Source organism: Lignipirellula cremea, from assembly GCF_056501455.1.
In genome coordinates this window covers 3,273,022-3,295,719 of the sequence record NZ_CM151415.1, presented here as the reverse complement: position 1 = coordinate 3,295,719, position 22,698 = coordinate 3,273,022, and the positions used below count along the sequence as shown (strand labels likewise).

The window sequence follows — 22,698 nt, the reverse complement described above, 5'->3', positions numbered from 1 at the left end:
GGCGAGAACTGAAGCCTAGCCGCTCATATGTGAAAGATTCTGCGCATGTTCATGCAAGAAATCTTGCAGAGCTGCGCATTCGTGCGATAATTGAGGTCGTCTGCGGAGGAAGTAGGGCCAGGAAAACCGATCCGGTGGCAGTTTCGGCGGAAGAACGACGCTCGCGGCTGCTCGAAATGATTCGGCTTCGCGGCTTCGCGTCCCTGCCCGACCTGGCCAGCGACTTCGACGTTTCCGATTCGACCATCCGTCGGGATCTGGACGCTCTGGAGGAGATCGGCGCCGCGCGGCGAACGCACGGCGGCGTCTTTTACACGGGCCCCTCCCCGAAGCTGTCGCACTTCGACGTGCGGCAGTCGACGGAATGGGAACGGAAACGTCGGATCGCGACGCGTGCGGCGAAGCTCGTCGAGGACGGAGAGACCCTCCTGCTCGACGGCGGCAGCACGACCTACGAACTGGCCCGGGAACTCGTCGGCAGGCCTCTTCAGATCGTCACCAACTCACTACCCGTCGCGAACCTGTTCGCTTCGTCCAGCGAAGTCGATCTGGTTCTGATCGGCGGAACGGTTCACGCGAGGACCGGGGTCACCCTCGGTCCCTACGCCAATCAGATGCTCACGACGCTGGAGGTCCAGAAGGCCTTCCTGAGCGTCGCGAGCGCCAACGAACGAGGCTGGTTCAACAGCAACTTACTGCTCGTCGAGACCGAGCGGGCCATGATGCGGGCCGCGGCTGAAACGATCGTGGTCGCTGATTCGACCAAGTTCGGACGCCGCAGCCTGGCGCACCTGTGCGATCTCGGCGAAATCCCTCGGCTGGTCGTCGATGACGGGCTGAGCGACGACTGGAAAGAGACTTTGAAAGCGGCGGGCGTCGAGGCCATCCTCGCGATCGCCCCGACGACCGCTACGGAGCCTGCCGACGACGTTTCGCCTACCACGGCTGACGGACGAACGGCGAACGGATCGCACTGAGCGCACCAAGCGCAGGAACCTCTCCCCCATGATCACTTCTCCTCCGCCCTCGAGCGGATCCGCGAACGACGTCGAAAGCACGTCGCCCGGCGTCGATAGACAGTCGATCGAGCGGATCGTGCGCGAGTTGCTCGTCGCGCGCTCGAGCCCGGCGCAGGCGTCGAACGGTTCGAATTCGTCCGGCGGCTACGTTCCGAAGCTGACGGTCAGCATCTCAGCTCGTCACGTCCATCTGACGGACGAACATGTCGAGATTCTTTTCGGCAAGGGGCAGGTTCTGCATCCCGAGAAGCCGCTGTACCAGGACGGCTTCTACGCTGCGGCGGAGACCGTGATGGTCGTCGGCCCGCGGCGCCGGATGCTGCCGAACGTTCGCGTGCTGGGCCCGACCCGCAACTTCAGCCAGGTCGAACTTGCCTACACCGACGCGATCTCGCTCGGCATCGAGGCGCCGGTGCGGCACTCGGGCAATATCGAAGGGACGCCCGGCTGCGTCCTGGTCGGTCCGGAAGGCGTCGTCGAACTGAAGCAGGGCGTCATCCGCGCCGCGCGTCACGTTCATATGAACTTCCGCGACGCGGAGTATTACGGCGTCAAGAACGGCGACGTGATGAAGCTCCGCGTGCAGTCGCCGCAGAACTCGGTCACGTTCGAAGACCTGCTCGTGCGTGCCGACGAGAAGGCCAAGATCGAAGTCCATCTCGATACCGACGAAGGCAACGCCTGCATGCTCGACTTCGCCGAGAAGGTCGAACTGCTGAAGTCCGACTGCAAGTGCAAGCACTGAGTTCCCGCTCGCTGCGCGTGAGCGCGTCGCGAACTGATCGATACACGATCCCGGTCCGCCGGACCGGCGAACGCCCCGATTCCACTTCCCCCGGAGAGTTTTTTCATGGCGAGACCTAACGAAGCCCTGGGCATGATCGAGACGAAGGGCTTCATCGCCCTCGTCGAAGCGACGGACGCGATGATGAAAGCGGCGAACGTCGAGTTCGCCGGCTGGGACAAGGTCGGCAGCGGCCTGGTGACGGTCTTCGTCACCGGCGACGTCGCCGCCGTCAAAGCCGCCACCGACGCCGGCGCCGCCGCCGCGAGTCGTCTGGGCGAAGTCGTCAGCGTGCAGGTCATCCCCCGTCCGCACGAAGACATCGGCCTGATCCTGCCGAGCGCCGGCAAGAAGGTCGCTTCCGCTGCCGAGTGATCGCCGACCTGCGATCGCGCGTCGTTCGCGCGATGCGTCGCTGACCGAAGAGAACCGTCATGGCTCGCAAGAAAGACCTCGTCGCCGAAGTTCGTCCGATCGCGCCGAAGAAGCGCGCGGCGAAGTCGTCGTCGAGTTCCGCTGCGAACGCCGAGCCCCAGCCCGTGCCGACGCTCCCGTCGCCTGCCCCGGCTGTACCTGATATCGCACAACGTCTCAAAGGAAATCCTGCTGTGAATACCGCTATCGGTTTGATCGAAACGAAGGGTCTGGTCGGGCTGGTCGAAGCGACCGACGCCATGGCCAAGGCCGCCAACGTCCGCATCGTGAAGCGCATCAGCATCGGCGGCGGACTGGTCGCGACCGTCGTCTCGGGCGACGTCGGCTCGGTCCGCGCTGCCGTCGAGGCGGGCGCCGCCGCGGCGACCCAGGTCGGCGAGCTCGTCGGCAGCCACATCATCCCCCGTCCGGCCGACGGCGTGATGGCCGCTTACCTCGACTAGTCGCGATCCGCTGGCTCTGCCAGCGGGGGTCGTGACGTCGGGAAGGGATCGTCATTCGAAAGGAATCGCGAGATGTACGTGCTGGTGGCCAACCTCGGCTCGACGAGCTTCAAGTATCGGTTGTTCGACATGACCGACGAGAAGCAGATCGCGCGAGGAGGGGCGGAACGCATCGGATCGTCGGAAAGCGCCTGCTTCGTCGAAATCGGCGGCAAGCGTCGGGATACCGTTGCGCACCTGCCTGACCATGCAGCCGCCGTTCGCGAAGCCCTCGAACGACTCTGCGAGCCCGGCTTCGGCTGCCTTTCGGATCCTTCCGAGGTCAGCGCGATCGGGTTCAAGGCCGTGCATGGCGGTCGCGTCTCCGGCGTCCAGCGAGTCACGCCTGACGTGCTCGACGCGATGGCGGAGATGAACGCCACGGCGCCCGCGCACAACCCGCCCTACATCGCGGCGATGAAGCTCCTCGGCGAAAAGCTGCCGGAGATTCCGCTGGTCGCGGCGTTCGAGACGGGCTTCCATCTGACGATTCCGCCGCGTCTGCGACGGTACGCCATTCCGGAAGAGTGGGCGCAGGAGTTCAAGATCGAGCGCTGGGGTTTCCACGGCGCGAGTCACCGTTTCATTTCGCAGCGGATCGCCGAACTGACCGAGAAGGGCAAGGGACGCGTCGTCTCGTGCCACCTCGGCGGGTCGAGTTCGCTCACTGCGATTCGGGACGGGAAGAGCGTCATGACCACGATGGGGATGAGTCCTCAATCGGGTCTGCCGCAGAACAATCGCGTCGGCGACTTCGACCTGTACGCCCTGCCGATCCTGATGGAGCGAACGGGCAAGAGTCTGGAACAGATCCTGACGGACCTCGGATCGAAGGGAGGGCTGCTCGGCGTCTCCGGCGTCAGCGGCGACATCCGCGATCTGGAAGCTGCCGCGAAGGAGGGCAACGACCGGGCACAACTCGCGCTCGACGTCTACGTCTCGGAGATTCGACGCAACCTCGGCGGCATGCTCGTGGAGATGGGCGGCATCGACGTCATCGTCTTCACCGGCGGCATCGGCGAGAACGGCGTCGGCATCCGCCGCGCGGTCTGCGAGAGCCTCGGCGAACTGGGCATCCGACTCGACGAAGCGAAGAACGCCGCCGCCAAGGGCGAAGGCGCCATTCACGCCGCCGACAGCCGAACCGAAATCTGGATCGTGCCGACCAACGAAGAGCTGGTCGTCGCGCGACAAACCCGCGACCTCCTTCAGGCCGCGTAACGAATCCCCACGACGTCCGACGTCGAAGGGCGAAAGCGAAACATGTTCGTCGCCAAAGTCACCGGCTCGATCGTCTCGACGCAGAAAACGGCGTCGATGGTCGGGCATAAGCTGCTCATCGTCGAGCCGTATCGCCTCGAGGCGGACGCACGCAAGTCGCTCGTCACGACGGGCCGCACGTTCGTCGCCGTCGACACGGTCGGCGCCGGCGAAGGCGAGTACGTCCTCATCACTCAGGGCTCCAGCGCCCGGATGACTCCCGAAACCCTCAAGCTCCCCGTCGATTGCGTGATCATCGGCATCGTGGACCAGGTCCACATCGACCGCGCGTGCGTCTTCTCCCGCGAAGACCAGACCGCGTAGCGTTCGCCGAAACGATTCCTCTCTCCGTCGAGAACGAGTAACCGCACATGCAACTCAGCGAAGATCTCATCCGCAACGTCGTAGCCCAGGTGCTGGCCGAAGTCGGTCGCATCCCGTCGATGCCCGCGTCGTCGAACGGCGCGAAGGCTGGCGTCGTCGCGCCGAAGTCCTACGACGGGCGACTCGGCTTGTTCGAGGATCCCCTCGAAGCGATCGCCGCAGCTCGCGAAGCCTTCGACAAGCTCTCGTCCAAGGGGATGGCCGCGCGGAAGCAGGCGATCGACATCATCCGTCGGATCGCGGTCGACTCCTGCGGCGAACTCGGTCGCATGGAGATGGAAGAGACCAAGGTCGGTCGCCTGGAACACAAGATCGAGAAGCTTAAGGTTCTCGGAACGCTGGCGCCCGGGACCGAGTTCCTGACGACCCAATGCTACAGCGGCGATCATGGCCTGGCCGTGATCGAACACGCTCCGTTCGGCGTCATCGGCGCCATCACGCCGGTCACGCACTCGCTGCCGACGATCAGCGGCAACGCGATCAACATGATCGCCGGCGGCAACACGCTCGTCGTGAATCCGCATCCGTCGGGCAAGCGGGTCGCCGCCGAAGGGGTCAAGCGTTACAACGCCGCGATCCGTCGCGAAGTCGGCATCGACAATCTGATCTGCGTCATCGTCGAGCCGACGCTGGAATCGGCGGACACGATCTTCAAGAGCCGCGACGTCAACATGATCTGCGTGACGGGCGGTCCCGCCGTCGCGCGAGCCGCTCTGCGTGCAGGAAAACGCGCGGTCGTTGCCGGTCCCGGCAATCCGCCGGTCGTCGTCGACGAGACCGCCGATCTCGATCGCGCCGCGAAGGCCATCATCCAGGGCGCCTCGTTCGACAACAACCTGCTCTGCATCGCGGAGAAGGAAGTCTTCGTCGTGGAGAAGGTCTTCGACGCCATGATACAGGCGATGGAGCGTGCGGGCGCGGTCCGTCTGAACGCGTCGCAGGTGGACAAGCTCACGAAGGCGGCGATCATCTCCGTCGGCGAAGGGGACGACAAGCACGACGTTCCGTCGAAGGACTTCCTGGGCAAGGACGCGGCGGTCCTCGCCAAGGGCGCCGGCATCTCGGTCGATCCGAAGTGCGAACTCCTCTTCGGCGAAACGGACGAATCGAACCCGTTCGTCCCCGTCGAGCAGATGATGCCGTTCCTGCCGTTCGTCCGTTGCAAGAACGTCGACGACGCCATCGCCAAGGCGAAAGAGGCCGAACATGGCTTTCGTCATACGGCGATCATCCACTCGCACAACGTCCGGAACATGACCCGCATGGGACGGATCCTGGACGTGACGCTGTTCGTCAAGAACGGTCCCTGCATGGCGGCTCTCGGGCTGGGCGGCGAAGGGTATCTCTCCTTCTCGATCGCGGGACCGACCGGCGAAGGCGTCACCACGCCGCTCACGTTCACCCGCGAGCGTCGCTGCTCGTTGGTCGACGATCTCTGGATCGTCGGGAAAGAATAGTCGCATGCAAGTCGCCCGCGTCGTCGGTCGTGCGACCGCTACGGTCAAGCACTACTCGCTCGACCGCCTGAAGCTGCTGATCGTCAAGCCGCTGATGGCGGACGGCGTACGCATCGACGGCGAACCGATCATCACCATCGACCTGATCGGGGCGGGCGTCGGCGACGACGTGATCCTCAGCAGCGACGGCGCCTCGGTCCGACAGGCGCTGAACATCGAACACAACCCCATTCGCTGGTCGGTCGTCGGCATCGTCGACCCTTCCGCGAACCGATCCTGATTCATGAACCTCGATCCCGCAGCCATCGATCGCATCGTGCAGGAGGTCGTCAAGCGGCTCGCCGCTCTCGACGTCTCGATGCCGATGGCTGCGCCGTTGCCGACGGCTGCGCGATTGCCGGCGCCTGCGCTGAGCGGGGTGAGCGAGCTCGCGAAAGCCGACTCGCGCGAAACGCTGCGACTGACCGAGCGGATGATCGCCTGGCGGACGCTGGAAGACCGGCTCGTCGGCGTGAAGACGATCGAGGTGCTCCCGAACGCCGTGGTGACTCCGCTGGTTCGCGACCTGCTCAAGGAACGTCGCATCCGCGTGGAAGTCGTCCGGCCCGGCGCATCGAAACAAGCGCAGGCCTCGACTCGCACGTCGGGCGCTGACGCGACCGTCCTGTGGGTCGGCTGCGATCGCGAGACGTTCGAGGCCCATCCGCATCACGTTCGCGGCCTGGTCAAAGACGTCGAGCAGGAATTCCTCGCCGAGCGGTCGCTGCTGGATCAGGGCTTCTCGGCGCTGAGCCAGCTCTTCGCCGCGAAGCCGGCAGGACGAACGCTGCGACTCTGGTTTACCGACCGGATGGCGGAAGCCGTCTGTCATGCGAACCGTCACGCCCATGTCCGCGCGACGTGGGCGAACGATCCTGAAGAGGCGGGCCGCAACGTCGCGGCGCTTCGTCCGAACGTGTTGATTCTCCCCCCGGCCCGATTCAGCAGTTGGCAGGTCAGGCAGGTCGTTGCGGCCTGGACTTGCTCCCCTGCCCTCGCCTGATCGAGAAAGGCCGGACTCCGCATATGCGTATCGCCAAGACCGTCGGCACCGTGACGCTCAGTCGCCTGCACCCTTCGTTCAAGGGAAGCCGGCTGAAGGTCGTCGTGCCGCTGGACTGGAACGAACTGAAGATCTGCGACCCGGCGAGCCTGACCTCCGAAGCGAAAGGCGAAGGCCTCGTCGCGTGGGACGATCTCGGCGCCGGGATCGGCCAACTGGTCGCGCTCGCGGAAGGGCCCGAGGCGTCGCAACCCTTCCGCCCCGAACCGAAAGCGGTCGACGCCTACGTCACGGCGCTGATCGACACGATCGAGATCGATCCGAATTCGTAAGAACTCGCTCAGAACTAAACGACGACATTCCCTGATCCCGAAGCGATCTGAACCATGGCCAACGTCCACAAGATCAAGCAAGACATCTGCGAGATCGGCAGGCGCCTCTACAACAAGGGCTTCGCCGCCGCGAACGACGGGAATATCACCGTCCGGATCAGCGACAACGAAGTCCTCTGCACGCCGACGATGCACTCCAAGGGCTTCCTGAAGCCGGAGGACATCTCGACTGTCGACATGACCGGCAAGCAGATCTCGGGATCGAAGCCGCGTTCCAGCGAGGCCCTGCTCCACCTGGAGATCTACAAGAAGCGGGCCGACGTGAAGAGCGTCGTCCACTGCCATCCGCCTCATGCGACGGCCTTCGCGATCGCTCGGGAACCGATCCCGCAGTGCGTTCTGCCCGAGGTCGAAGTGTTCCTCGGCGATACGCCGATCACGATGTACGAAACGCCGGGCGGCAAGGCCTTCGCCGAGACGGTGCTGCCGTTCGTCGACAAGACCAACGTCATCATCCTGGCGAACCACGGGACGGTCAGCTACGGCGAAAACGTCGAGCGGGCGTACTGGTGGACCGAGATTCTCGACGCCTACTGCCGGATGCTGATGCTCGCGCGGCAGCTCGGCCACGTGAACTATCTCAGTCACGAGAAGAGCCAGGAACTGCTCGAACTGAAGCAGAAGTGGGGCTGGTCCGACCCGCGCCTGACCGAGGAATACAAGAACTGCGACATCTGCGCCAACGACGTCTTCCGCGATAGCTGGAAGCAGTCGGGCGTGGATCGTCGAGCCTTCGACGCTCCGCCCCCGATGAAGCCCGCCGCGAGCCGCGAAAAGGTCGAAGCCGAAGCGGCGAAGCTGGTCGAAGCGGGCCCGGTTCGCGTCGGCGAGAACGCCGCCGCCAATGCCACCGCGGCGAACATGGTCGCTGGCGTCGATCAGGACGCCCTGGTGAAGATGATCACCGACCGCGTCATGGCCGCGCTCGCGAACGCGAAGTAGGTCTCGCGTCGAATCCTGTAGGTCAGGCATCGCCTGACGGCTACTTCGGTTCGGCTCGTCTCTACCGTCCGGCTCGCTCCAGCTTTCCGTCAGGCGATGCCTGACCTACAGACTACGAACCTCGGGGGATCTAAGTCCCCCGCTCGCCTGAGATCGAACCCATGAAAGTCAGCATCATCGGCGGCGGCGGTCTGGTCGGTTCCTGCGCGGCGTTCGCGCTGCAGACCGGCAAGATCGTCCGCGAGATCGCGATCCTCGACGTCAACGCCGACCTGGCGGGCGGGCACGCGCTCGACCTGCTGCACGGCGCCCCCAGCGTCGCGGATCAGAAGATCGTTTCGGGCGGCTACGAGCACATCCCGTCCAGCGACGTGATCTGCATCACCGCCGGCCTGCGTCGCAAGCCGGACGAGAGCCGCCTGGACCTGATCAACCGCAACACCGATCTGTTCGTCGGCATCCTCGACGAGATCAAGAAGGCGGGCCTGAAGGACGGCGCGATCGTGCACGTCGTCTCGAACCCGGTCGACATCCTCACCTACGTCGCGGCGAAGCGACTGGGGCTGCCGCCCGAGCGGGTGATCGGTCTGGGGACGCAGCTCGATACGATCCGCTTCCGCGCCCTGATCGCGGACCACCTCGACGCCCCGCCGACGCAGGTCAACGCCCTGATTCTGGGCGAACATGGCGACTCGATGGTGCCGATCTGGTCGACCGCGAACGTCGCCGGTCTGCCGCTGGACAAGCTGCCCGGCTGGAACGCGAACGTCGCGAGCCAGATCTTCACGCGGACCAAGGGCTCCGGCGCCGAGGTCATCAAGAAGAAGGGGGGCGCCGGGTTCGCCGTCGGCATCGCCATTCGCGACGTCATCGAGTGCATCGCCCTCGACCAGCGGCGGATCCTGCCGGTCTCCACGATTCAGGTCGGCGGAGCGTACGGCATTCGCGACGTCGCCTTTTCGGTTCCGACCGAGGTAGGTCGCAAGGGCGTGCTCGCGCGGCACGAGATCGAACTCTGGCCGAAGGAGATTCAGGGCCTGAAGCAGAGCGCTTCGGTTCTGAAGCAGACCCTCGATCAGGTTCTCTCCCGCATCGGCGCTAAGTAGAATCCCGCTGCTGCGGATTCTCTTACGCCAGCAGAACGGACCGATCGTGAAATCGTCGATCCTCATCACCGGCGGCGCGGGCTACATCGGTTCGCACGCCGTGCGAGCGCTCGTCGGCGCGGGCAAACGCGTCGTCGTGCTCGACAATCTCTGTCGCGGTCATCGGGCGGCGGTTCATCCCGACGCGACGCTGCTCGAACTCGACCTGATCGAGACCGACGCTATCGCCGCGGCGCTGCGGGAATACAAGGTCGACCGCGTGCTGCACTTCGCGGCGCTCACGTCCGTGGGGGAATCGGTCGAAGATCCGCTGCGATACTACTGGAACAACACGGCCGGCGCCGTGAGTCTGCTCCAGGCGATGAAGCTGGCGGGCGTCAGGAAGCTGGTCTTCAGTTCCACGGCGGCGACCTACGGCGACGCCGTCGCTTCGCCCATCGTCGAGATCGCCGAGCAGAACCCGATCAATCCGTACGGACGCTCGAAGCTCTTCGTCGAGCAGATTCTGGCGGACGTCGCCAAGGCGGATCCGGACTTTTCCTACGTCGCCCTGCGCTACTTCAACGTCGCGGGCTGCGCGGCGGACGGCTCGATCGGCGAGGACCACAAGCCGGAGACCCATCTGGTGCCGATCGCCCTGCAGGTCGCGCTGGGACAACGCGAGGCGATGACGATCTTCGGCGAGGACTATCCGACGCCGGACGGCACCTGCATCCGCGACTACGTTCACGTCGAGGACCTGATCGACGCGCATCTGCTGGCGCTCGAGCGGCTCGATACGCCGGGCGGGGCGGTCTTCAACGTCGGGATCGGTCGCGGCTATTCGGTGCAGGAGGTTCTGGACGCCGTCCGCCGCGTGACCGGCCATCCACTGCCCGCGAAGGTCGGCGCCCGTCGGGCCGGCGATCCGGCGGAACTCTGGGCCAGCGGCGACAAGCTCCGCAGCGAACTGGGCTGGTCGCCGAAGTACGACTCGCTCGACGCGATCGTCGAAACGGCCTGGCGCTGGTTCCAGGCCCATCCGACCGGCTACGCGAAATAGCCGCTCTCTTCGACTTTCTGCGCTCTCTTCTCTCAAGAGCCGGCGCTGTTTTCCCGACCGCGGCAGCTTATCGGCGGCGCGGAAAAAGGGGGAGAAACGTCGTTTAGGCGCCGTGGCGAAAGGCGCTTGCGCCGACTACACTCTGGTCCGTCGCCGGCCCTATCGACCGCGGTAAAGGCCGGAAGTTGCGCCTACCTCACGACGGACGTTCGTCCGGTCGCTCCGCGGTCCTTTTCGTGGCTGACTTCTCCCCTCTTCCACGCTGCCGAAGGCCGACCACGCATGGGCAATAATCGATTTCTGATCTTCCTCGCGAGCTTCATGACGCTCATCGCCGCGGGTATGGGCTTCGCGATCCGCGGCGGGCTCCTCGGCGTCTGGGGGCAGCAGTACGGCTTCACGCAGACAGAACTCGGGCTCATCACAGGCGGCGGGTTGATCGGCTTCGGCGTGATCATCCTCCTCGTCTGCCTGTTCGTCGACGTGATCGGCTACAAGCCCCTGCTGCTCGCCGCTTTCGTCGCCCATATCCTGTCGGCGATTCTCACGTTCGCGGCGACGCCGGTCTTCAACGCCTACGGCAAGGACGCGACGTTCTACTGCCTGTCCGCCGGCATGTGGCTCTTCGCGATCGGCAACGGCCTGTGCGAAGCCTCGATCAACCCGCTGGTCGCGACGCTCTATCCCACCAAAAAGACGCACTACCTCAATATCCTGCACGCCGGATGGCCTGCCGGATTGATCATCGGCGCTCTGTGCGCTCTGGCCTCGGGCATGGTGCAGTGGGAGATTCTGCTCGGCCTGTTCCTCGTACCGACGCTGATCTACGGCATCATCACCGTGACCCAGCGCTTTCCGGAACCTGAATCGCGTGCCGCCGGCGTTCCGATCGGCGAGATGTTCCTGACGCTGGCTTCGCCGATCCTGCTCTTCCTGTTCGTGCTTCATGCGGCGGTCGGTTACGTCGAACTCGGAACCGATAGCTGGATCTCGAGCATCACGGGCAAGATCCTCGCCGGTCAGGGACTGTTCCTGTTCATCTACGCCTCGGCGATCATGTTCGTCCTGCGGTTCTTCGCCGGACCGATCGTCGAACGGATCAACCCGATCGGTCTGCTGCTGGTCAGCGCCATCTGCGGCTGCGTCGGTCTGTACCTGATCAGCATCGGCGACCAATGGTGGTGGATCTGGATGGCGGTGACGGTCTACGGCATCGGCAAGACCTTCCTCTGGCCGACCATGCTGGGCGTCATCGGCGAGCGTTATCCCAAGGGTGGCTCGCTCGCGATGGGCATTACAGGCGGCCTGGGTATGCTCTCCGCGGGCGCCCTCGGCGGGCCGATCATCGGCTTCCAGCAGGACTTTTACGCCAGCGAGAAGCTTCGCGAACTCAATACGGAAACGCATGCTCGTTACGTCGCGGAGCAGCCCAACTCGCTGTACGGCCTGGTCAGCGTGACCGGCCTCGACGGCGCCAGGAAGGGCGTGATCCTCGACAACCCGCCCGCCAAGACGCTCGAACGCGACGTCGAGAACCTGAAGCGAGTCGACGACTTCGAAGGCAACCCGATCCAGGCGCTGCTCGCCTGGTGGCAGGATACGGGAGCCCCCAACGCGACGGGCGATCGGCCCCTCGTCTCCAAGGCCGATGAACATGGCGGTCGCGTGGCCCTCCGCTGGACCTCGATCGTTCCGGCCTGCATGGCGGGCGGCTACCTCCTGCTCTTGCTCTACTTCGCCGCGACCGGCGGCTACAAGCAGGAGCACCTGCACACGGCAGACGAAAAGGGCGAGGAGTACACGGGCGGCGCCGAAGGGCCGATGCAGGCGTAAGCCACCGTACGCCGAACGACGGACACGAAGCGGCGGGCGAAAGTCCGCCGCTTTTTTCGTCGACGGACGACTTCCTGGTCGAAGCGCGAAAGGCTTGACGCCGGATTAGCTGCTGCGCTTCTTGCCGAGCGACTTGAGCGCACGGCGGACTGGCGAGTCGTCATTCGCCTCGGGTTCGACCGCCGGCTGGGCAGGAAGAGGCGGAACTGCGACTTCGGAAGCGGTCGAGCGCGCCGACAGCAGGCGCTGGTTCTCGGCCTCGAGTTCGGCCACCCGCGATTCGAGTTGCCGCCGCGCGAACTCGCGTTCCTCCGCGTCTTCGTCGAGCGAAGCCTTCAGGTTTTCGAGCTCGTGCCGCGCGTTGCGGCTGTCGCGTTCGAGATCGCGCTTCGCCCGGCGAAGTTCCTGGATCTCCGTCTCGAATCGCTTCGCCTCTTCGCGGGCGGCGCGTTCGGCTGCCGCGGAGCCGGCGAGACGGGATTCCAGCTCTTCGATCATCTTCGACCATTCGCCGGCGTCGGCGTTTCGGTCGATCATGATCGTTTGACCGACCGGCGCCTCGGCGATCGCCGCGCGACCGTCAGCGATCAGTCGCTCGACCGACTGATCTCCCTCCGCGCAGAGCGTCGACCATTCCGCGAGCGCTTCGCGGATACGACGGCAGCGGGGATCGGAGGAATCGTCGGACATCGTTCGCAGAAAGCGTTGAAGAGGAGGGCCCGCATTCGGCGGGAAAGCTTCGTTCCGCACGGAGAACCCGCCGGGCAAACGTAGGTCACGCTCTCCCCTTCGTCAAAACCGCGGACGAAGACCTGGCTGCGCGGAAGGATCGTTTCAACCGCGACGATCGGAGCCTTGACGGCCGAAGGGAGTCGTGTGCCATGCAGTTCCCGCCGTCGTCCAGCAGCAGCGATACAGGCGTCGCTCGTTGCGGCGGAGCGCGCAGCGGGGTACAAACGTCGGCGGCGCTGACCGTCGAAACCGCGCCGCTCGTCGTTCCTGCTTCGACCGCTTCGCCGGACTCCCGCCCGTGCTCCTTTCCAGCGTTTCGTCCGTCGCATCGCTCGTTCGCCGTCGCGGCGGAAGCTCGTGGCTCGCGGCGCTCTGGTTGATGTTCGCGACTGCCGCGACTTCGGCTCCCGGACTCTCCGCAGCGAAAGAACCGCCTGCCGCGAACGAGCCGGCCGAAGCCGTATCGGCCGTTCCGCTCCGCTGTCGCCTGATCGGCGAGTTCCCGCTCGATTCGGGAACCTCGTACGCGTGGGTCGGCGGCTCGTGGATCGAGCGGATGCAGGAACATGACGACTTGGAACTCTGCCTGACCGTCCGCTGGCATGCGGCCAAGCCGACCTTTCGCAACCTCGGCTGGGGAGGCGATACCGTTCGCGGCGAGAGCCGGGCGGTCTTCGGCGCTCCGGACGACGGGTACAAGCGGCTGCTGTCCGACCTGGACATCGCGGCGCCGGACGTCGTCCTTCTGGGTTACGGCGCCAACGAAGCGTTCGACGGCGCCGCGGGCAAGGCGGTCTTCCTCGAACGGTACGAGCGTCTGATCGACGATATGGAGCGAGCGGGACGCAAGGTCGTCCTGGTCACTCCGCCGCCGATGGAGCCGACCGGCGCTCTGAAGGATCGCATCGCCGCGTACAACATGGATCTCGCTGCGTACGCGATCGCCGTCGTCGAGTTGGCGGAGCGTCGCAAGTTGCCCGTGCTGGAGATCACGCTCGCGTCGCTCGATACCATGCGAGCTTCGCTCGATGCCGCATCGACGGCAGCCGCTGATCCGCCGTCTTGGACGATCGACGGACAGAAGCTGACGCGCGAAGCTTACCGGACGCTCGGTCACGAAATCGCCGATGCCGTCGCCCCGGCGACGGCCGACGACTGGGCGTCGGGGGCCGAAGTTCCGCTGGGATATTCCAAGGCGCAGATCGAGGAATTGCAGGCGGCGATTCAGCAGAAGAACTTCCTCTTCTTCCAGCGCCATCGTCCGCAGAACGAGACCTACCTGTTCCTGTTTCGCAAGCATGAGCAGGGGAACAACGCGGTCGAGATCCCGCAGTTCGATCCGCTGATCGCCGAAGCGGAAGCCGCGATCGAAAAGCTCGCGACGCCGACCGCGACGAAGCCGTAGATTCGACCGAGCGAGCGATTCGTCCGCTCGGCGCGCTTCCGCAATGCTGCTTCTGCCTGAGGGAAAGGGCGAGTCCGAATGCGAAAGCAGGCTGACGTTCTTGCGTTCCGCGCTGCCCTGCTGGCCGCGTGCCTGCTGAGCGCCTTCGTCGGCGCCTCTTCCGCGATCGGTCAGGACTACCGCTTCTCCGTCGACTCGCTGAATCTCGAGGCGACGATTCAGAAGGACGGCTCGGCCCGGCTGGACTATACGATCGCCTTCGCGAATCAGCCCGGGGCACACCCGATCGACATCGTCGACGTCGGACTTCCGCACGGGAACTACGACCTGTCGACGATGAGCGCGTCGCGCGACGGAGTACCGGTCGGTTCGATCCAGACGTCGACCTACATCGACACGGGCGTCGAGTGCCAGCTCTCGAACCCGATTCAGCCAGGCGAGAGCGGCACGTTCAAGTTCTCCTGTACCATGCCGGACATGGTGTACCAAGACACGACGGAGGACGCGCTCGCGTCGTTCCGGATCCGACCGACCTGGTTCGATCCGCAGTCGACCGTCGGTCCCACGCACCTGCAACTGGCGGTCAGTCTGCCGCCGGGCGTGAAGCAGGAGGAACTGAAGTACCAGAACGAAGAGACGCGTTACCAGCAGGTCCTGCTCGCCGGCGAAGGGGACGACGTCCACCTGGTCGCGTACTGGGACTATCCGCAGATCTCTCTCGGACCGTCGAACCCGTTGGTCGGCGTTTCCTTCCCCAAGCGAACCGTCGATCGCGTGATCGAGCAGTCGGCGCTCGATCTGGCGTGGCTCTGGTGGAAGTCGAGCAGTACGGCCCAGTGGATCTCCGGCACGTTTCTCGTGCTGTTCTGGTGGTTCATCTACTTCCGTTTCGCGCGGGGCTCCGGCTGGATCCTCGGCGTCATCGTGACGGCGCTGCTGATCTGGATATTCATCTCCAGTCCCGCCTGGCACCTGATCATGTACCCGATTCTGGGTTGCCTCTGCGCGCTCAACGAGTGGGCCATCCTGACGCTCAAGTCGCAGCGGACGTACATGCCGGCGATCGCGACCGTCGAAGGGGGCGGGATCAAGCGCGGCTTGCCCGCTCCGCTCGCCGCCGCGGTATTGGAGAAGCCGCTCGGAATCGTCGCGACGCTGGTGACGTTCGGCCTGCTCAAGAAGGGGGTTCTGGAACTGACCGCGACGGAGCCCCCGACGGTGCGCGTGACGGAACCGTTTCGCGTCTCGCGTAAAGCCCGGCTCTCCGCCGCGTCGAAGAAGGGCATCGCCCTGCACGACTACGAACAGCCCTTCCTCGACATCCTGCAGACGCACGAGGGCCCGCTTCCCTCAGCCGACCTGCGCGAGCCGCTGAAGCGCCTACTGGAAGGGCTCGCGGCGCAGCTCAAGGGCTTCGATCTGAATCAGACGAAGGACTACTATCAGAAGATCGTCGACCGGGCGTGGAAGGAAGCGGAGTCGCTGGGCGAACTCAAGCAGAAGCGCGAGGCCATCGACCGGAACTTCGAGTGGATGGCGATGGATACCGACTGGATCGGGCGCATGGGACGCTCGGGCGGCGGGTATCGCTACCATCCCCCCTGGTATCGTCCGGTAATTATTCCCTCGGGCCCGATGTCCGGCGGCCCTTCTCCGGCGCCGGCCGCCCCGGCGGACGTCAGCGCGGGCGACGTCGCGGGCTCCTTCACCGGCTGGATGGAGAAGCAGGCGGGCAGCCTGGTCTCCTCGATCGAACCCCTCTCGCTGGGCGGTTCGGAGGGCGGTGGCGGTCTGGTCGATCTTACGGGGCTCGATAAGGTCACGTCCGACGTTTTCGAAGCGCTCGCCTCAGGCAAGGGAGGCAGCGGCGGTGGGGGCGGAGGTTGTGCCTGCGCTTGTGCGGGGTGCGCGTGTGCGTGCGCCTGTGCCGGCGGCGGACGTTAGCGCACTGACCAGCGGTCCAAGAGCGGTAATCGGACCACGCTTCGCCGCCCTGTGTGCCATGCCCACATCGCGCCAGCAGGGTGGGCATGCGAAGTTCGGCTGGCCCTGAACATGCCCACCCTTCCTTCGGAGATGTGGGCATGGCACACAGCGTCTTTACCGACCCCGAACGACGCACGAAGTTTGACGCCCCTCGATCGGCGCCCTTAGAATCGGGCGAAGGGGGTCGTCTCAGCGGGGAGTCTGCCGACGACCGCATCGGACAGGGCCCCGCTCACGGAGGTTGTCGCATGCGTCGCTTCACGCACTTTGTCGGCGCGCTCGTTCTGACGGCGACGGTTTCGGCCTGTCCGCTCGCCGCGCGGGGTCAGAACGTCGTGATCGGCACGCCGTTCAACAACGTCGGCGACAGCTTCTACGAGCATTCCGGCGCCTCCGGGTCCTGGTCGAACGGCAACGCCTTCTTCAACTGGGGCGGGGGCGGGGCGATCCCGCCCTACGGAGGCTACGACCCGAACGGCGACGCCCGCTTCGGATTCAGCGCCGGCGGGCTCAACCTCGGGTTCACCGCCGGGCAGGGAAGCAGCCGCTTCTCCTCCTCGCAGACGCCGATGGTGACCGTCCCCAACGGCGGGTACGGGAGCATCTTCAGCGGGTCGGTCACGCCCTTCGTGACCGGCTTCGTTCCGATCGTGGGAGCCGATGGAGGCGTCTACGGCGGCGGATCGACGATGCTTCAGGATCGAATGTCCCGCCTGCAAGCAGGCGAACGCCCCTTTATGCCGGCGGGCGAACGCCCGACTCCGCTGAAGCCTGAGCGAGAGCAGGCATTCCGCCAGGCGAGTTTCGCCGGGCGACCGGGCGACGCGAGCGAGCCGCCGGCTTCGCTTCCCGCGTCGCGTTCGTCGGCGGAAGTCGCTGCCGCCGGAGTCGCCGTGCAGCGGGCGGCCTATCTCGCCGAAGCGAATCGCGATAGTCTCGCCGGGAATGAACGGTTCCGGCAGGCTCTGGTCCGGGCGGAATCGGCGCTCAGGGCCGGAAAAAGTAAGCTCGCCAGGGCCTACCTGGATCAGGCCCTGCGGGCCGCGACCGACGACGATCAGCGAGGAGAGGTCGAGGTGCGTCTTCAGGCTTTGAACGCCGGAACGCCATAGGCGAGCCCCGATTTGTATCAGCGTTTCGGCCTGCGTCGGCTGAGCGAAGCCGTTTCTTCAGGCGTCGGGTCGCCCTACAATGACGAACCCGGTCATCGATTCGTCCGTGGATCCGCCTTCACCGCTTCTGCGACTACGCTCTTGCCGTCCGAACCTGCTCCTTTTTCTGACGAGAACGCCCGGGCGCTGCTCAAACAGGCGTCGCTCCGCTGCACTGCAGCCCGGATCGCCGTGCTTCAGCGGGTGGCCGATTCTCCGCGGCCGCTCAGCCACGCGGAGGTGACGACGCAGCTCGCCGATCACGGGTTCGACCAGTCGACGATCTATCGCGCGCTGCACGAACTGGCCGAGCAGGGAACGCTTTCCCGGCTCGATCTAGGGGACGACGTCAAACGGTTCGAGCTGCGGCGGGAGCAGACCGCGGAGGATGCGAGCGAGCATCCGCACTTCCTGTGCATCGACTGCGGCAAGATCGTTTGCCTGCCGACCGAGGCGTTCAAGATCGATCGCCGCCAGTTTCCGTCGAAGACGGTGGCCGACATCACCCAGGTCGTCGTTCGCGGCCACTGCGAAGCCTGCACGTAACGGCCAGCGCGTGATCGAGCCGCATCAGCGCGTGTAGCGCGGTCAGACGCGGTAGATCAGCTCGACCAGCGAATCGGACAGGTTCTCGCCGTCCGCCAGGAGCCAGATCGACGCGGCGAACACGCAGATCGCGGCGCCGGAAAGCAGGGCCAGACCGTAGGGGTTCGGCTGCGACCTGGTCTGGGCGAGCGCCTTCCGCAGTTCCCGCTCGAGCGTCCGCCAGCCGAGGGCGTTCTGTTTCGGTCCGGACGAAGATAGCTGCGCGATGCGCATCGCGTCGTTCGACTCGAAATGAAGCTGCACGCCCAAGTCGGGCAACGCCAGGCTCGTTCCGGCCCAGCGGGCTCCCTTGTCCAGTTCGCTGACCACGTCCGCCAGCGTCGGGCGAAGCTGATCCGACGTGACGTTGTAAATCAGGATACGCGGCCGGCCCATAAGGACGGCCAGCGTCAGGCAGAGGCCGTAAAAGATCAGCAGCAGGGCCCACGCGTACGGTCCCCAGCGGTAGACCAGTTCCTGCGGCATGAACAGGTCCATCGGACCGACCACGGCGAAACCGAGCAGCGCCACGCCGAGCGCCGCAGTATCGCGGGCGCCGTTCGTCACGAACGGGCGAACCGACAGATGAATCACGCCCAGGAGGCACAAGTAGGCCGCCAGAGGGGCGATCGCGACGCAGAAATGAAGTGGATCCATCGGCTCGTTCGAACGCGGCGCTTCTTCGCGAACAGGGTCAGGGAACGACGGGCGCTCCCCCGATCGACGCCGCCGGAGAACCTGCGGCGCCCGGCGTTTCGGTCTCGGTCTCTGCTTCCGCCTCGCCTTCGGCCTTCGAGGCGTCGCCGTCCGACTTGGGCGCGGCCTCAGGGCCTTCCGTAGAAGCCGTTTCGTCGCCGCTGAGCGATTTCACGAGCGTCTCTACGGCGGCGATGCGATCTTCTTCGCTTTCCGAGGCGAGCTTTTCGCCCACGAGCGGATCGCCGGCCAGGTTCTTGCAGGCGATCGCGTACTGCGCGTCGTCCATCAGGCCCTTGTGCAGATAGTAGCGCATCTCCGCCAGCGCCGTCAGGGGGTCGGCAGGCGGAGCGCCGATCAGTTGCCGCGCCCGATTGAGCGCCGACTCGGCTGCGATTTCCGGCATCGCCTGCATCGTGTAGACGGGCGCCAGCTTCTCGAAGATGGTCTCGACGGCCTGATCGACAGGATCCGGAGCGTTCGGTCGCAACTCGCGCATTTCGTAGACGTCGAACTGGTCGAGCACGGCGGACGCGACCACCTTCGCCGACGCGACGTCGGTGGCGACCACCTTCGTCTTGTTCCGCGGCGGAGCGTTGCGACCAATCTGGATATCGATGTCCACCAGCAGCACGCAATCGATCCCCAACGGCGCCGCCTTGCGTACGGCAGCGCTCGACGAGGGCTCGAAGCCGAGCCAGACCATGCCGGGCGAGATCTGACCTCCGCCCTGCAAGGCGAGCTCCGGGGTGATCTTTTTCCGATCGCGATCGGACGCGTTCGATTCCCCCCCCGGCGACGGCGACGCCACGGGACTCGGCATCGCGAAGCCCTCGGCGCCGTACGGATTATTCGTGTCGACTGCGGTCGCGAGGAGCGAACCGCCCCCCTCCAGTTCGCTCAGAACTTCGCCCCAGTCCTTTTCGGTGCGGCTGGTCTCGAAGCGTTCGAGGAACTTCAGACCGAGATCGCCGGCGAAGAACCGCAGCGTCTCGGGAGCCGTGGTCGGGATCCCCTTCGGTCGCCCCGATGCGGCGCCGGAGACATCTCCGCCCGCCGGCGTCTGCCCTTCTCTGCCTCGGATCAGTCCAGGCACCGGATCGCCGATCGCAGGCATCGCCGTCGCGAGGGCCAGCAGCGGAACGGGAGAGTCGAACTTCACCGCGACGCCGAAACGGGTCGCCAGCGACGGGCGCTTCGGACCCGGCATCCAGCGAAGCTTGTCCAACGTTTCGCCCGCCTGGTCCAACTCGCTGGCGATCGCATGAGCGTAAAGCCAGCGGAAGCCCTCGGTCTCTTCCCCCTTCGCGAAGCAGGACTCGGCACGCTCGGCGAGCGTCATGTCCTCGAACGACTTCTCCGGAGGAGCGGCCGCGACGCCAGGTTGTCCGGGACCGGATAGTTCAGATCCAGGTTGCCCGGGACCGGGTTGGCCGGGACTCGGAACTCCCCCCACCGGCATTCCGGGCATCGGAGAAATCCCTGCCGAAGGAGGAATCGAATAGTCCGGCGGCGGCATTGCGCCCGAGTTATCCAACGGCGGAGCGGTGTTATCGGGGATCGCCGGCGCGCCGACCGCGCCGGCGGGAGCCGGAACCGAGTAATCGGGCGTGACCGGCTGCCCCTCCGTCGTCTGGGCGGCGGGTGCGGAAGGAGCCGCAGCGGATGGCTGCGCGGCGCCAGGATCCGCCGACGTCACAGGAACGGTCGCCCCTTCCGACGGCGGAACGGACGGATTCGCCGTCGACGAATCAGGCGCCGGCATCGCCGCCGTATCGGAGGACGGCATCGGCATCGGAGCCGGAGCCGATGTCGGCGGAGCCGATGGCGCCGGAGCCTGGGCGACGGGCGTTTCGCCGCCGCAACCGAGCGCCGTGACGAGCGACAACGCGGGGATCCACAGAAGCTGCGCGCGAGGCATGGAGGAATCTCGCCGGACGGAGGAGAGGCGAACGCTGCGGAGGGAAGAGCGTTCGCATTATGCCATGCCGCGAGACGAATGTCCCGCAGCTTCGCCCGGTCTGCCTGTGGCTTCGACGGCAGGTCGCACTTCGCCGCTTACCCGATCAAGCCGCGTGATCGAACGCCTGTTCGATCTCGTGGAGCACGGCCTTCTCTTCGGCGGAGGTGCCCAGGAAGTAACCGAAGATCTTGCCCGCCGCTTCCGCGACCGCACGGCTCGTCGCGAGAATTTCCTGCTTCAGCGAAGCCCTCGTCGCGGGGTCGGCCATGGAAGCCATTGCGTGGACGTAGCTCTTCCAGGATTCGAAGAGTTCCGGGTCGGGCCGATGCTCCAGCCAGCCCTGCAGCAGATCGTAACCCGGCATTCCGGGCTGGAGTCCGTTCTTCGCCGCGGACTGCATGACCAGTTCGCGCTCCTCAGGCTCGACGACTCCGTTGGCCCAGCAGACGATCACGAGCGGGACGAGTTTCAGCGCCGCGAGCGTTTTCGGTCCGATTCCGTTTTTGACGAGGTAGTCGAGCGTCTGTTCGTCGACGGCTCCTCCGGACTCGCGCATCGCCGCCTGGAGATCGTCGCGGACGACCCGCTCCCACATGCCGGCGATGAGCTCCTGATCGCGTTTAGCGAAAAAGGCTTCTTCGAGCGCCAGGCCGCGTCGCTTCAGAACGTCGTCGTTCATGACGGAGAGAGAGAATCAGGAGGGAGATCGTACCGACGCCGCCGACTTCGTTCGCCGAGAGTCGTCGACACAGCGCCTATCTTCCCCCGCGCCGGGGGAACGATCAACGGCCCTAGCGAACCGGCGAACCGTTCATCGCTTCTCCGATTTCCCTCGCGCCGAGAGAAACGGCAGGCGGATGCCGAGGTATCCGAGGCAAGAGATCAGGATCGCCGTTGCGGTCGCCTCGTCGAGATTGCCGACGAACGGCAGATTGTCGGGAATCAGTTCGAACACGCCCAGGGTCGGGTTCGCCAGGTAGACCCCGCAAAGCGCCGCGAAGGCGACCGCGACGACTGTTCCGACCATCGATCGCGAAGCCTCGTCGCGCGCGGGCTCCACGGTCCCGGTGCGGACGCTTTCGGCGGAGGAACGTTCGTCGGGAGGGACGCTCATGGCTGGCTCGATGCATCGAAGGGAGGGCGAGGCGTCGACGCCGCGGGAAAGCGATCGCTCAGGAAAAGGCGAATCGCCGCGTTGACGGGCTCGGGCTGCTCGAACGGCGCCAGATGCCCGGCGTCAGGTATCGAAACGAACTCCGCGCCAGGAATGGCGCTCGCCATCGCGCGCATCACGTCGGGCGGAGTCAGCAGATCTTCTTCGCCGCTGACGACGAGCGTCGGCACGTCGATCGACGCGAGCCGCGACGTCATATCCGCCCGCTCGCCCAGCCCCAGCGACGTCGCCGCGATCGACGTCGCGTCCTGCCGACGCAGCGTCTTCACGATTTCCGCCTCTTTGTTCCACTGCGCGTCGCGGGTCTGCTTCGCGAGCAGCTTGGGCGAGAAGGCGTCCGCGACGACCTGCGATCCGCGTTGCATGGTCTCCTCCGCCAGTTTCCGGCGGTCGGCGACTTTCGCGGCGGAATCTGCGTCGGCGCGCGTGCCGCACAGAATCAGACCGAGCAGGCGGTCGCGATGGCGACGCTCGAACTCGAACGCCACGTACCCGCCCATCGAAGCGCCGCAGAGCACGGCTCGATCGACCTCCGCATGATCGAGTAACTTCGCCAGATCATCGGCGAACAGAGCCGGCGTTCTGGCCGGGGGAAGGGCTCCGCCGGTCGGATTCTCCTCGATCGAAAGGCTTCCGCCGAAGCCGCGGAGATCGGGCACGATCCAGCGTGCGACGTCGTGCAACCCTTCGACCTGGTAGCGCCACATCGCTCCGTCGAGCGGAAAGGCATGAACCGCCACGATCGGGACGCCCTGCCCCGCGTCGCGATAGTTCTGCGTGAATCCTTCAGCGGCGAAACTCGGCACGTCGATCCTTCTCTCGATCTGC

24 protein-coding genes are annotated in these 22,698 nt (G+C 65.6%); 18 read left to right on the top strand and 6 right to left on the bottom strand.

Annotated features, from left to right (window positions below; translation table 11 throughout):
* Window positions 1-176 precede the first annotated feature (176 nt).
* From SH602x_RS13030 to SH602x_RS12965, 14 genes are all read left to right on the top strand, one after another.
* Window positions 177-977: a DeoR/GlpR family DNA-binding transcription regulator gene (locus SH602x_RS13030; RefSeq protein ID WP_479472724.1), complete on the top strand. Its 801-nt coding sequence runs from the start codon at window positions 177-179 to the stop codon at window positions 975-977.
* A gap of 28 nt (window positions 978-1,005) precedes the next feature.
* Window positions 1,006-1,764 (top strand): phosphate propanoyltransferase, encoded by a 759-nt coding sequence (locus SH602x_RS13025; protein ID WP_479472723.1) that lies wholly within the window; start codon window positions 1,006-1,008, stop codon window positions 1,762-1,764.
* A gap of 105 nt (window positions 1,765-1,869) precedes the next feature.
* Window positions 1,870-2,178: a BMC domain-containing protein gene (locus tag SH602x_RS13020; protein WP_479468038.1), complete on the top strand. Its 309-nt coding sequence runs from the start codon at window positions 1,870-1,872 to the stop codon at window positions 2,176-2,178.
* 233 nt (window positions 2,179-2,411) lie between these two features.
* Complete coding sequence (locus tag SH602x_RS13015) at window positions 2,412-2,681, top strand: BMC domain-containing protein (protein ID WP_479472722.1); 270 nt, start codon at window positions 2,412-2,414, stop codon at window positions 2,679-2,681.
* A 72-nt stretch (window positions 2,682-2,753) separates the two neighbouring features.
* Window positions 2,754-3,941: an acetate/propionate family kinase gene (locus tag SH602x_RS13010; RefSeq protein ID WP_479472721.1), complete on the top strand. Its 1,188-nt coding sequence runs from the start codon at window positions 2,754-2,756 to the stop codon at window positions 3,939-3,941.
* A 42-nt stretch (window positions 3,942-3,983) separates the two neighbouring features.
* On the top strand, window positions 3,984-4,304 hold the full coding sequence (locus SH602x_RS13005) for a EutN/CcmL family microcompartment protein (RefSeq protein ID WP_479468041.1): 321 nt from the start codon (window positions 3,984-3,986) through the stop codon (window positions 4,302-4,304).
* A gap of 47 nt (window positions 4,305-4,351) precedes the next feature.
* Complete coding sequence (locus tag SH602x_RS13000) at window positions 4,352-5,821, top strand: aldehyde dehydrogenase family protein (RefSeq protein WP_479472720.1); 1,470 nt, start codon at window positions 4,352-4,354, stop codon at window positions 5,819-5,821.
* Window positions 5,822-5,825: 4 nt separating this feature from the next.
* A complete protein-coding gene (locus SH602x_RS12995; protein WP_479472719.1) occupies window positions 5,826-6,101 on the top strand; it encodes a EutN/CcmL family microcompartment protein in 276 nt (91 codons plus the stop codon).
* A gap of 3 nt (window positions 6,102-6,104) precedes the next feature.
* On the top strand, window positions 6,105-6,863 hold the full coding sequence (locus SH602x_RS12990; RefSeq protein ID WP_479472718.1) for a hypothetical protein: 759 nt from the start codon (window positions 6,105-6,107) through the stop codon (window positions 6,861-6,863).
* A 23-nt stretch (window positions 6,864-6,886) separates the two neighbouring features.
* Window positions 6,887-7,195: a EutN/CcmL family microcompartment protein gene (locus SH602x_RS12985; RefSeq protein ID WP_479472717.1), complete on the top strand. Its 309-nt coding sequence runs from the start codon at window positions 6,887-6,889 to the stop codon at window positions 7,193-7,195.
* A gap of 54 nt (window positions 7,196-7,249) precedes the next feature.
* On the top strand, window positions 7,250-8,197 hold the full coding sequence (locus SH602x_RS12980) for a class II aldolase/adducin family protein (protein ID WP_479472716.1): 948 nt from the start codon (window positions 7,250-7,252) through the stop codon (window positions 8,195-8,197).
* 161 nt (window positions 8,198-8,358) lie between these two features.
* Entirely contained in the window at window positions 8,359-9,303 is a 945-nt protein-coding gene (locus SH602x_RS12975) for a lactate/malate dehydrogenase family protein (protein ID WP_479472715.1), read from the top strand.
* Between the two features lie 46 nt (window positions 9,304-9,349).
* Entirely contained in the window at window positions 9,350-10,345 is a 996-nt protein-coding gene (gene galE / locus SH602x_RS12970; RefSeq protein ID WP_479472714.1) for a UDP-glucose 4-epimerase GalE, read from the top strand.
* Window positions 10,346-10,627: 282 nt separating this feature from the next.
* Window positions 10,628-12,178 (top strand): MFS transporter, encoded by a 1,551-nt coding sequence (locus SH602x_RS12965; protein WP_479472713.1) that lies wholly within the window; start codon window positions 10,628-10,630, stop codon window positions 12,176-12,178.
* Between the two features lie 105 nt (window positions 12,179-12,283).
* On the opposite strand, the gene SH602x_RS12960 is transcribed toward SH602x_RS12965, so the two are convergent.
* Window positions 12,284-12,868, bottom strand: coding sequence for an SH3 domain-containing protein (locus SH602x_RS12960; protein WP_479472712.1), 585 nt, complete (start codon window positions 12,866-12,868; stop codon window positions 12,284-12,286).
* Between the two features lie 340 nt (window positions 12,869-13,208).
* Here SH602x_RS12960 and SH602x_RS12955 point away from each other — a divergent pair, with 340 nt between their 5' ends.
* The 4 genes from SH602x_RS12955 to SH602x_RS12940 all read left to right on the top strand — a co-directional run bounded on the left by SH602x_RS12955 (window position 13,209) and on the right by SH602x_RS12940 (window position 17,998).
* Window positions 13,209-14,315 carry a GDSL-type esterase/lipase family protein gene (locus SH602x_RS12955; protein ID WP_479472711.1) on the top strand — a complete coding sequence of 369 codons (1,107 nt, stop codon included), beginning with the start codon at window positions 13,209-13,211 and terminating at the stop codon, window positions 14,313-14,315.
* 78 nt (window positions 14,316-14,393) lie between these two features.
* Complete coding sequence (locus SH602x_RS12950) at window positions 14,394-16,259, top strand: hypothetical protein (RefSeq protein WP_479472710.1); 1,866 nt, start codon at window positions 14,394-14,396, stop codon at window positions 16,257-16,259.
* Window positions 16,260-16,549: 290 nt separating this feature from the next.
* Window positions 16,550-17,413: a hypothetical protein gene (locus SH602x_RS12945; RefSeq protein ID WP_479472709.1), complete on the top strand. Its 864-nt coding sequence runs from the start codon at window positions 16,550-16,552 to the stop codon at window positions 17,411-17,413.
* Window positions 17,414-17,554: 141 nt separating this feature from the next.
* On the top strand, window positions 17,555-17,998 hold the full coding sequence (locus SH602x_RS12940) for a Fur family transcriptional regulator (RefSeq protein ID WP_479472708.1): 444 nt from the start codon (window positions 17,555-17,557) through the stop codon (window positions 17,996-17,998).
* Window positions 17,999-18,040: 42 nt separating this feature from the next.
* Here the strand turns inward: SH602x_RS12940 and SH602x_RS12935 are convergent, their stop codons facing one another.
* From SH602x_RS12935 to SH602x_RS12915, 5 genes are all read right to left on the bottom strand, one after another.
* The gene (locus SH602x_RS12935; RefSeq protein ID WP_479472707.1) at window positions 18,041-18,694 is read right to left on the bottom strand and encodes a hypothetical protein; all 654 of its coding nucleotides are present in this window, start codon (window positions 18,692-18,694) and stop codon (window positions 18,041-18,043) included.
* A gap of 37 nt (window positions 18,695-18,731) precedes the next feature.
* Window positions 18,732-20,654 carry a hypothetical protein gene (locus SH602x_RS12930; RefSeq protein WP_479472706.1) on the bottom strand — a complete coding sequence of 641 codons (1,923 nt, stop codon included), beginning with the start codon at window positions 20,652-20,654 and terminating at the stop codon, window positions 18,732-18,734.
* Between the two features lie 145 nt (window positions 20,655-20,799).
* Window positions 20,800-21,375, bottom strand: coding sequence for a hypothetical protein (locus SH602x_RS12925; RefSeq protein WP_479472705.1), 576 nt, complete (start codon window positions 21,373-21,375; stop codon window positions 20,800-20,802).
* A gap of 132 nt (window positions 21,376-21,507) precedes the next feature.
* Window positions 21,508-21,810, bottom strand: a complete 303-nt coding sequence (locus SH602x_RS12920) for a hypothetical protein (RefSeq protein WP_479472704.1) — start codon at window positions 21,808-21,810, stop codon at window positions 21,508-21,510.
* On the bottom strand, window positions 21,807-22,676 hold the full coding sequence (locus SH602x_RS12915) for an alpha/beta fold hydrolase (RefSeq protein WP_479472703.1): 870 nt from the start codon (window positions 22,674-22,676) through the stop codon (window positions 21,807-21,809). Before SH602x_RS12915 ends, SH602x_RS12920 begins: the two co-directional genes overlap by 4 nt.
* Window positions 22,677-22,698: the final 22 nt, after the last annotated feature.

Excerpts from the sequence above, each read along its gene's own strand:
- SH602x_RS13030 (WP_479472724.1), top strand. The coding sequence starts at position 177 with ATGATTCGGCTTCGCGGCTTCGCGTCCCTGCCCGACCTGGCCAGCGAC.
- SH602x_RS13025 (WP_479472723.1), top strand. The coding sequence starts at position 1,006 with ATGATCACTTCTCCTCCGCCCTCGAGCGGATCCGCGAACGACGTCGAA.
- SH602x_RS13020 (WP_479468038.1), top strand. The coding sequence starts at position 1,870 with ATGGCGAGACCTAACGAAGCCCTGGGCATGATCGAGACGAAGGGCTTC.
- SH602x_RS13010 (WP_479472721.1), top strand. The coding sequence starts at position 2,754 with ATGTACGTGCTGGTGGCCAACCTCGGCTCGACGAGCTTCAAGTATCGG.
- SH602x_RS13005 (WP_479468041.1), top strand. The coding sequence starts at position 3,984 with ATGTTCGTCGCCAAAGTCACCGGCTCGATCGTCTCGACGCAGAAAACG.
- SH602x_RS13000 (WP_479472720.1), top strand. The coding sequence starts at position 4,352 with ATGCAACTCAGCGAAGATCTCATCCGCAACGTCGTAGCCCAGGTGCTG.
- SH602x_RS12995 (WP_479472719.1), top strand. The coding sequence starts at position 5,826 with ATGCAAGTCGCCCGCGTCGTCGGTCGTGCGACCGCTACGGTCAAGCAC.
- SH602x_RS12990 (WP_479472718.1), top strand. The coding sequence starts at position 6,105 with ATGAACCTCGATCCCGCAGCCATCGATCGCATCGTGCAGGAGGTCGTC.
- SH602x_RS12985 (WP_479472717.1), top strand. The coding sequence starts at position 6,887 with ATGCGTATCGCCAAGACCGTCGGCACCGTGACGCTCAGTCGCCTGCAC.
- SH602x_RS12980 (WP_479472716.1), top strand. The coding sequence starts at position 7,250 with ATGGCCAACGTCCACAAGATCAAGCAAGACATCTGCGAGATCGGCAGG.
- SH602x_RS12975 (WP_479472715.1), top strand. The coding sequence starts at position 8,359 with ATGAAAGTCAGCATCATCGGCGGCGGCGGTCTGGTCGGTTCCTGCGCG.
- SH602x_RS12965 (WP_479472713.1), top strand. The coding sequence starts at position 10,628 with ATGGGCAATAATCGATTTCTGATCTTCCTCGCGAGCTTCATGACGCTC.
- SH602x_RS12960 (WP_479472712.1), bottom strand. The coding sequence starts at position 12,868 with ATGTCCGACGATTCCTCCGATCCCCGCTGCCGTCGTATCCGCGAAGCG.
- SH602x_RS12950 (WP_479472710.1), top strand. The coding sequence starts at position 14,394 with ATGCGAAAGCAGGCTGACGTTCTTGCGTTCCGCGCTGCCCTGCTGGCC.
- SH602x_RS12945 (WP_479472709.1), top strand. The coding sequence starts at position 16,550 with ATGCGTCGCTTCACGCACTTTGTCGGCGCGCTCGTTCTGACGGCGACG.
- SH602x_RS12935 (WP_479472707.1), bottom strand. The coding sequence starts at position 18,694 with ATGGATCCACTTCATTTCTGCGTCGCGATCGCCCCTCTGGCGGCCTAC.
- SH602x_RS12930 (WP_479472706.1), bottom strand. The coding sequence starts at position 20,654 with ATGCCTCGCGCGCAGCTTCTGTGGATCCCCGCGTTGTCGCTCGTCACG.
- SH602x_RS12925 (WP_479472705.1), bottom strand. The coding sequence starts at position 21,375 with ATGAACGACGACGTTCTGAAGCGACGCGGCCTGGCGCTCGAAGAAGCC.
- SH602x_RS12920 (WP_479472704.1), bottom strand. The coding sequence starts at position 21,810 with ATGAGCGTCCCTCCCGACGAACGTTCCTCCGCCGAAAGCGTCCGCACC.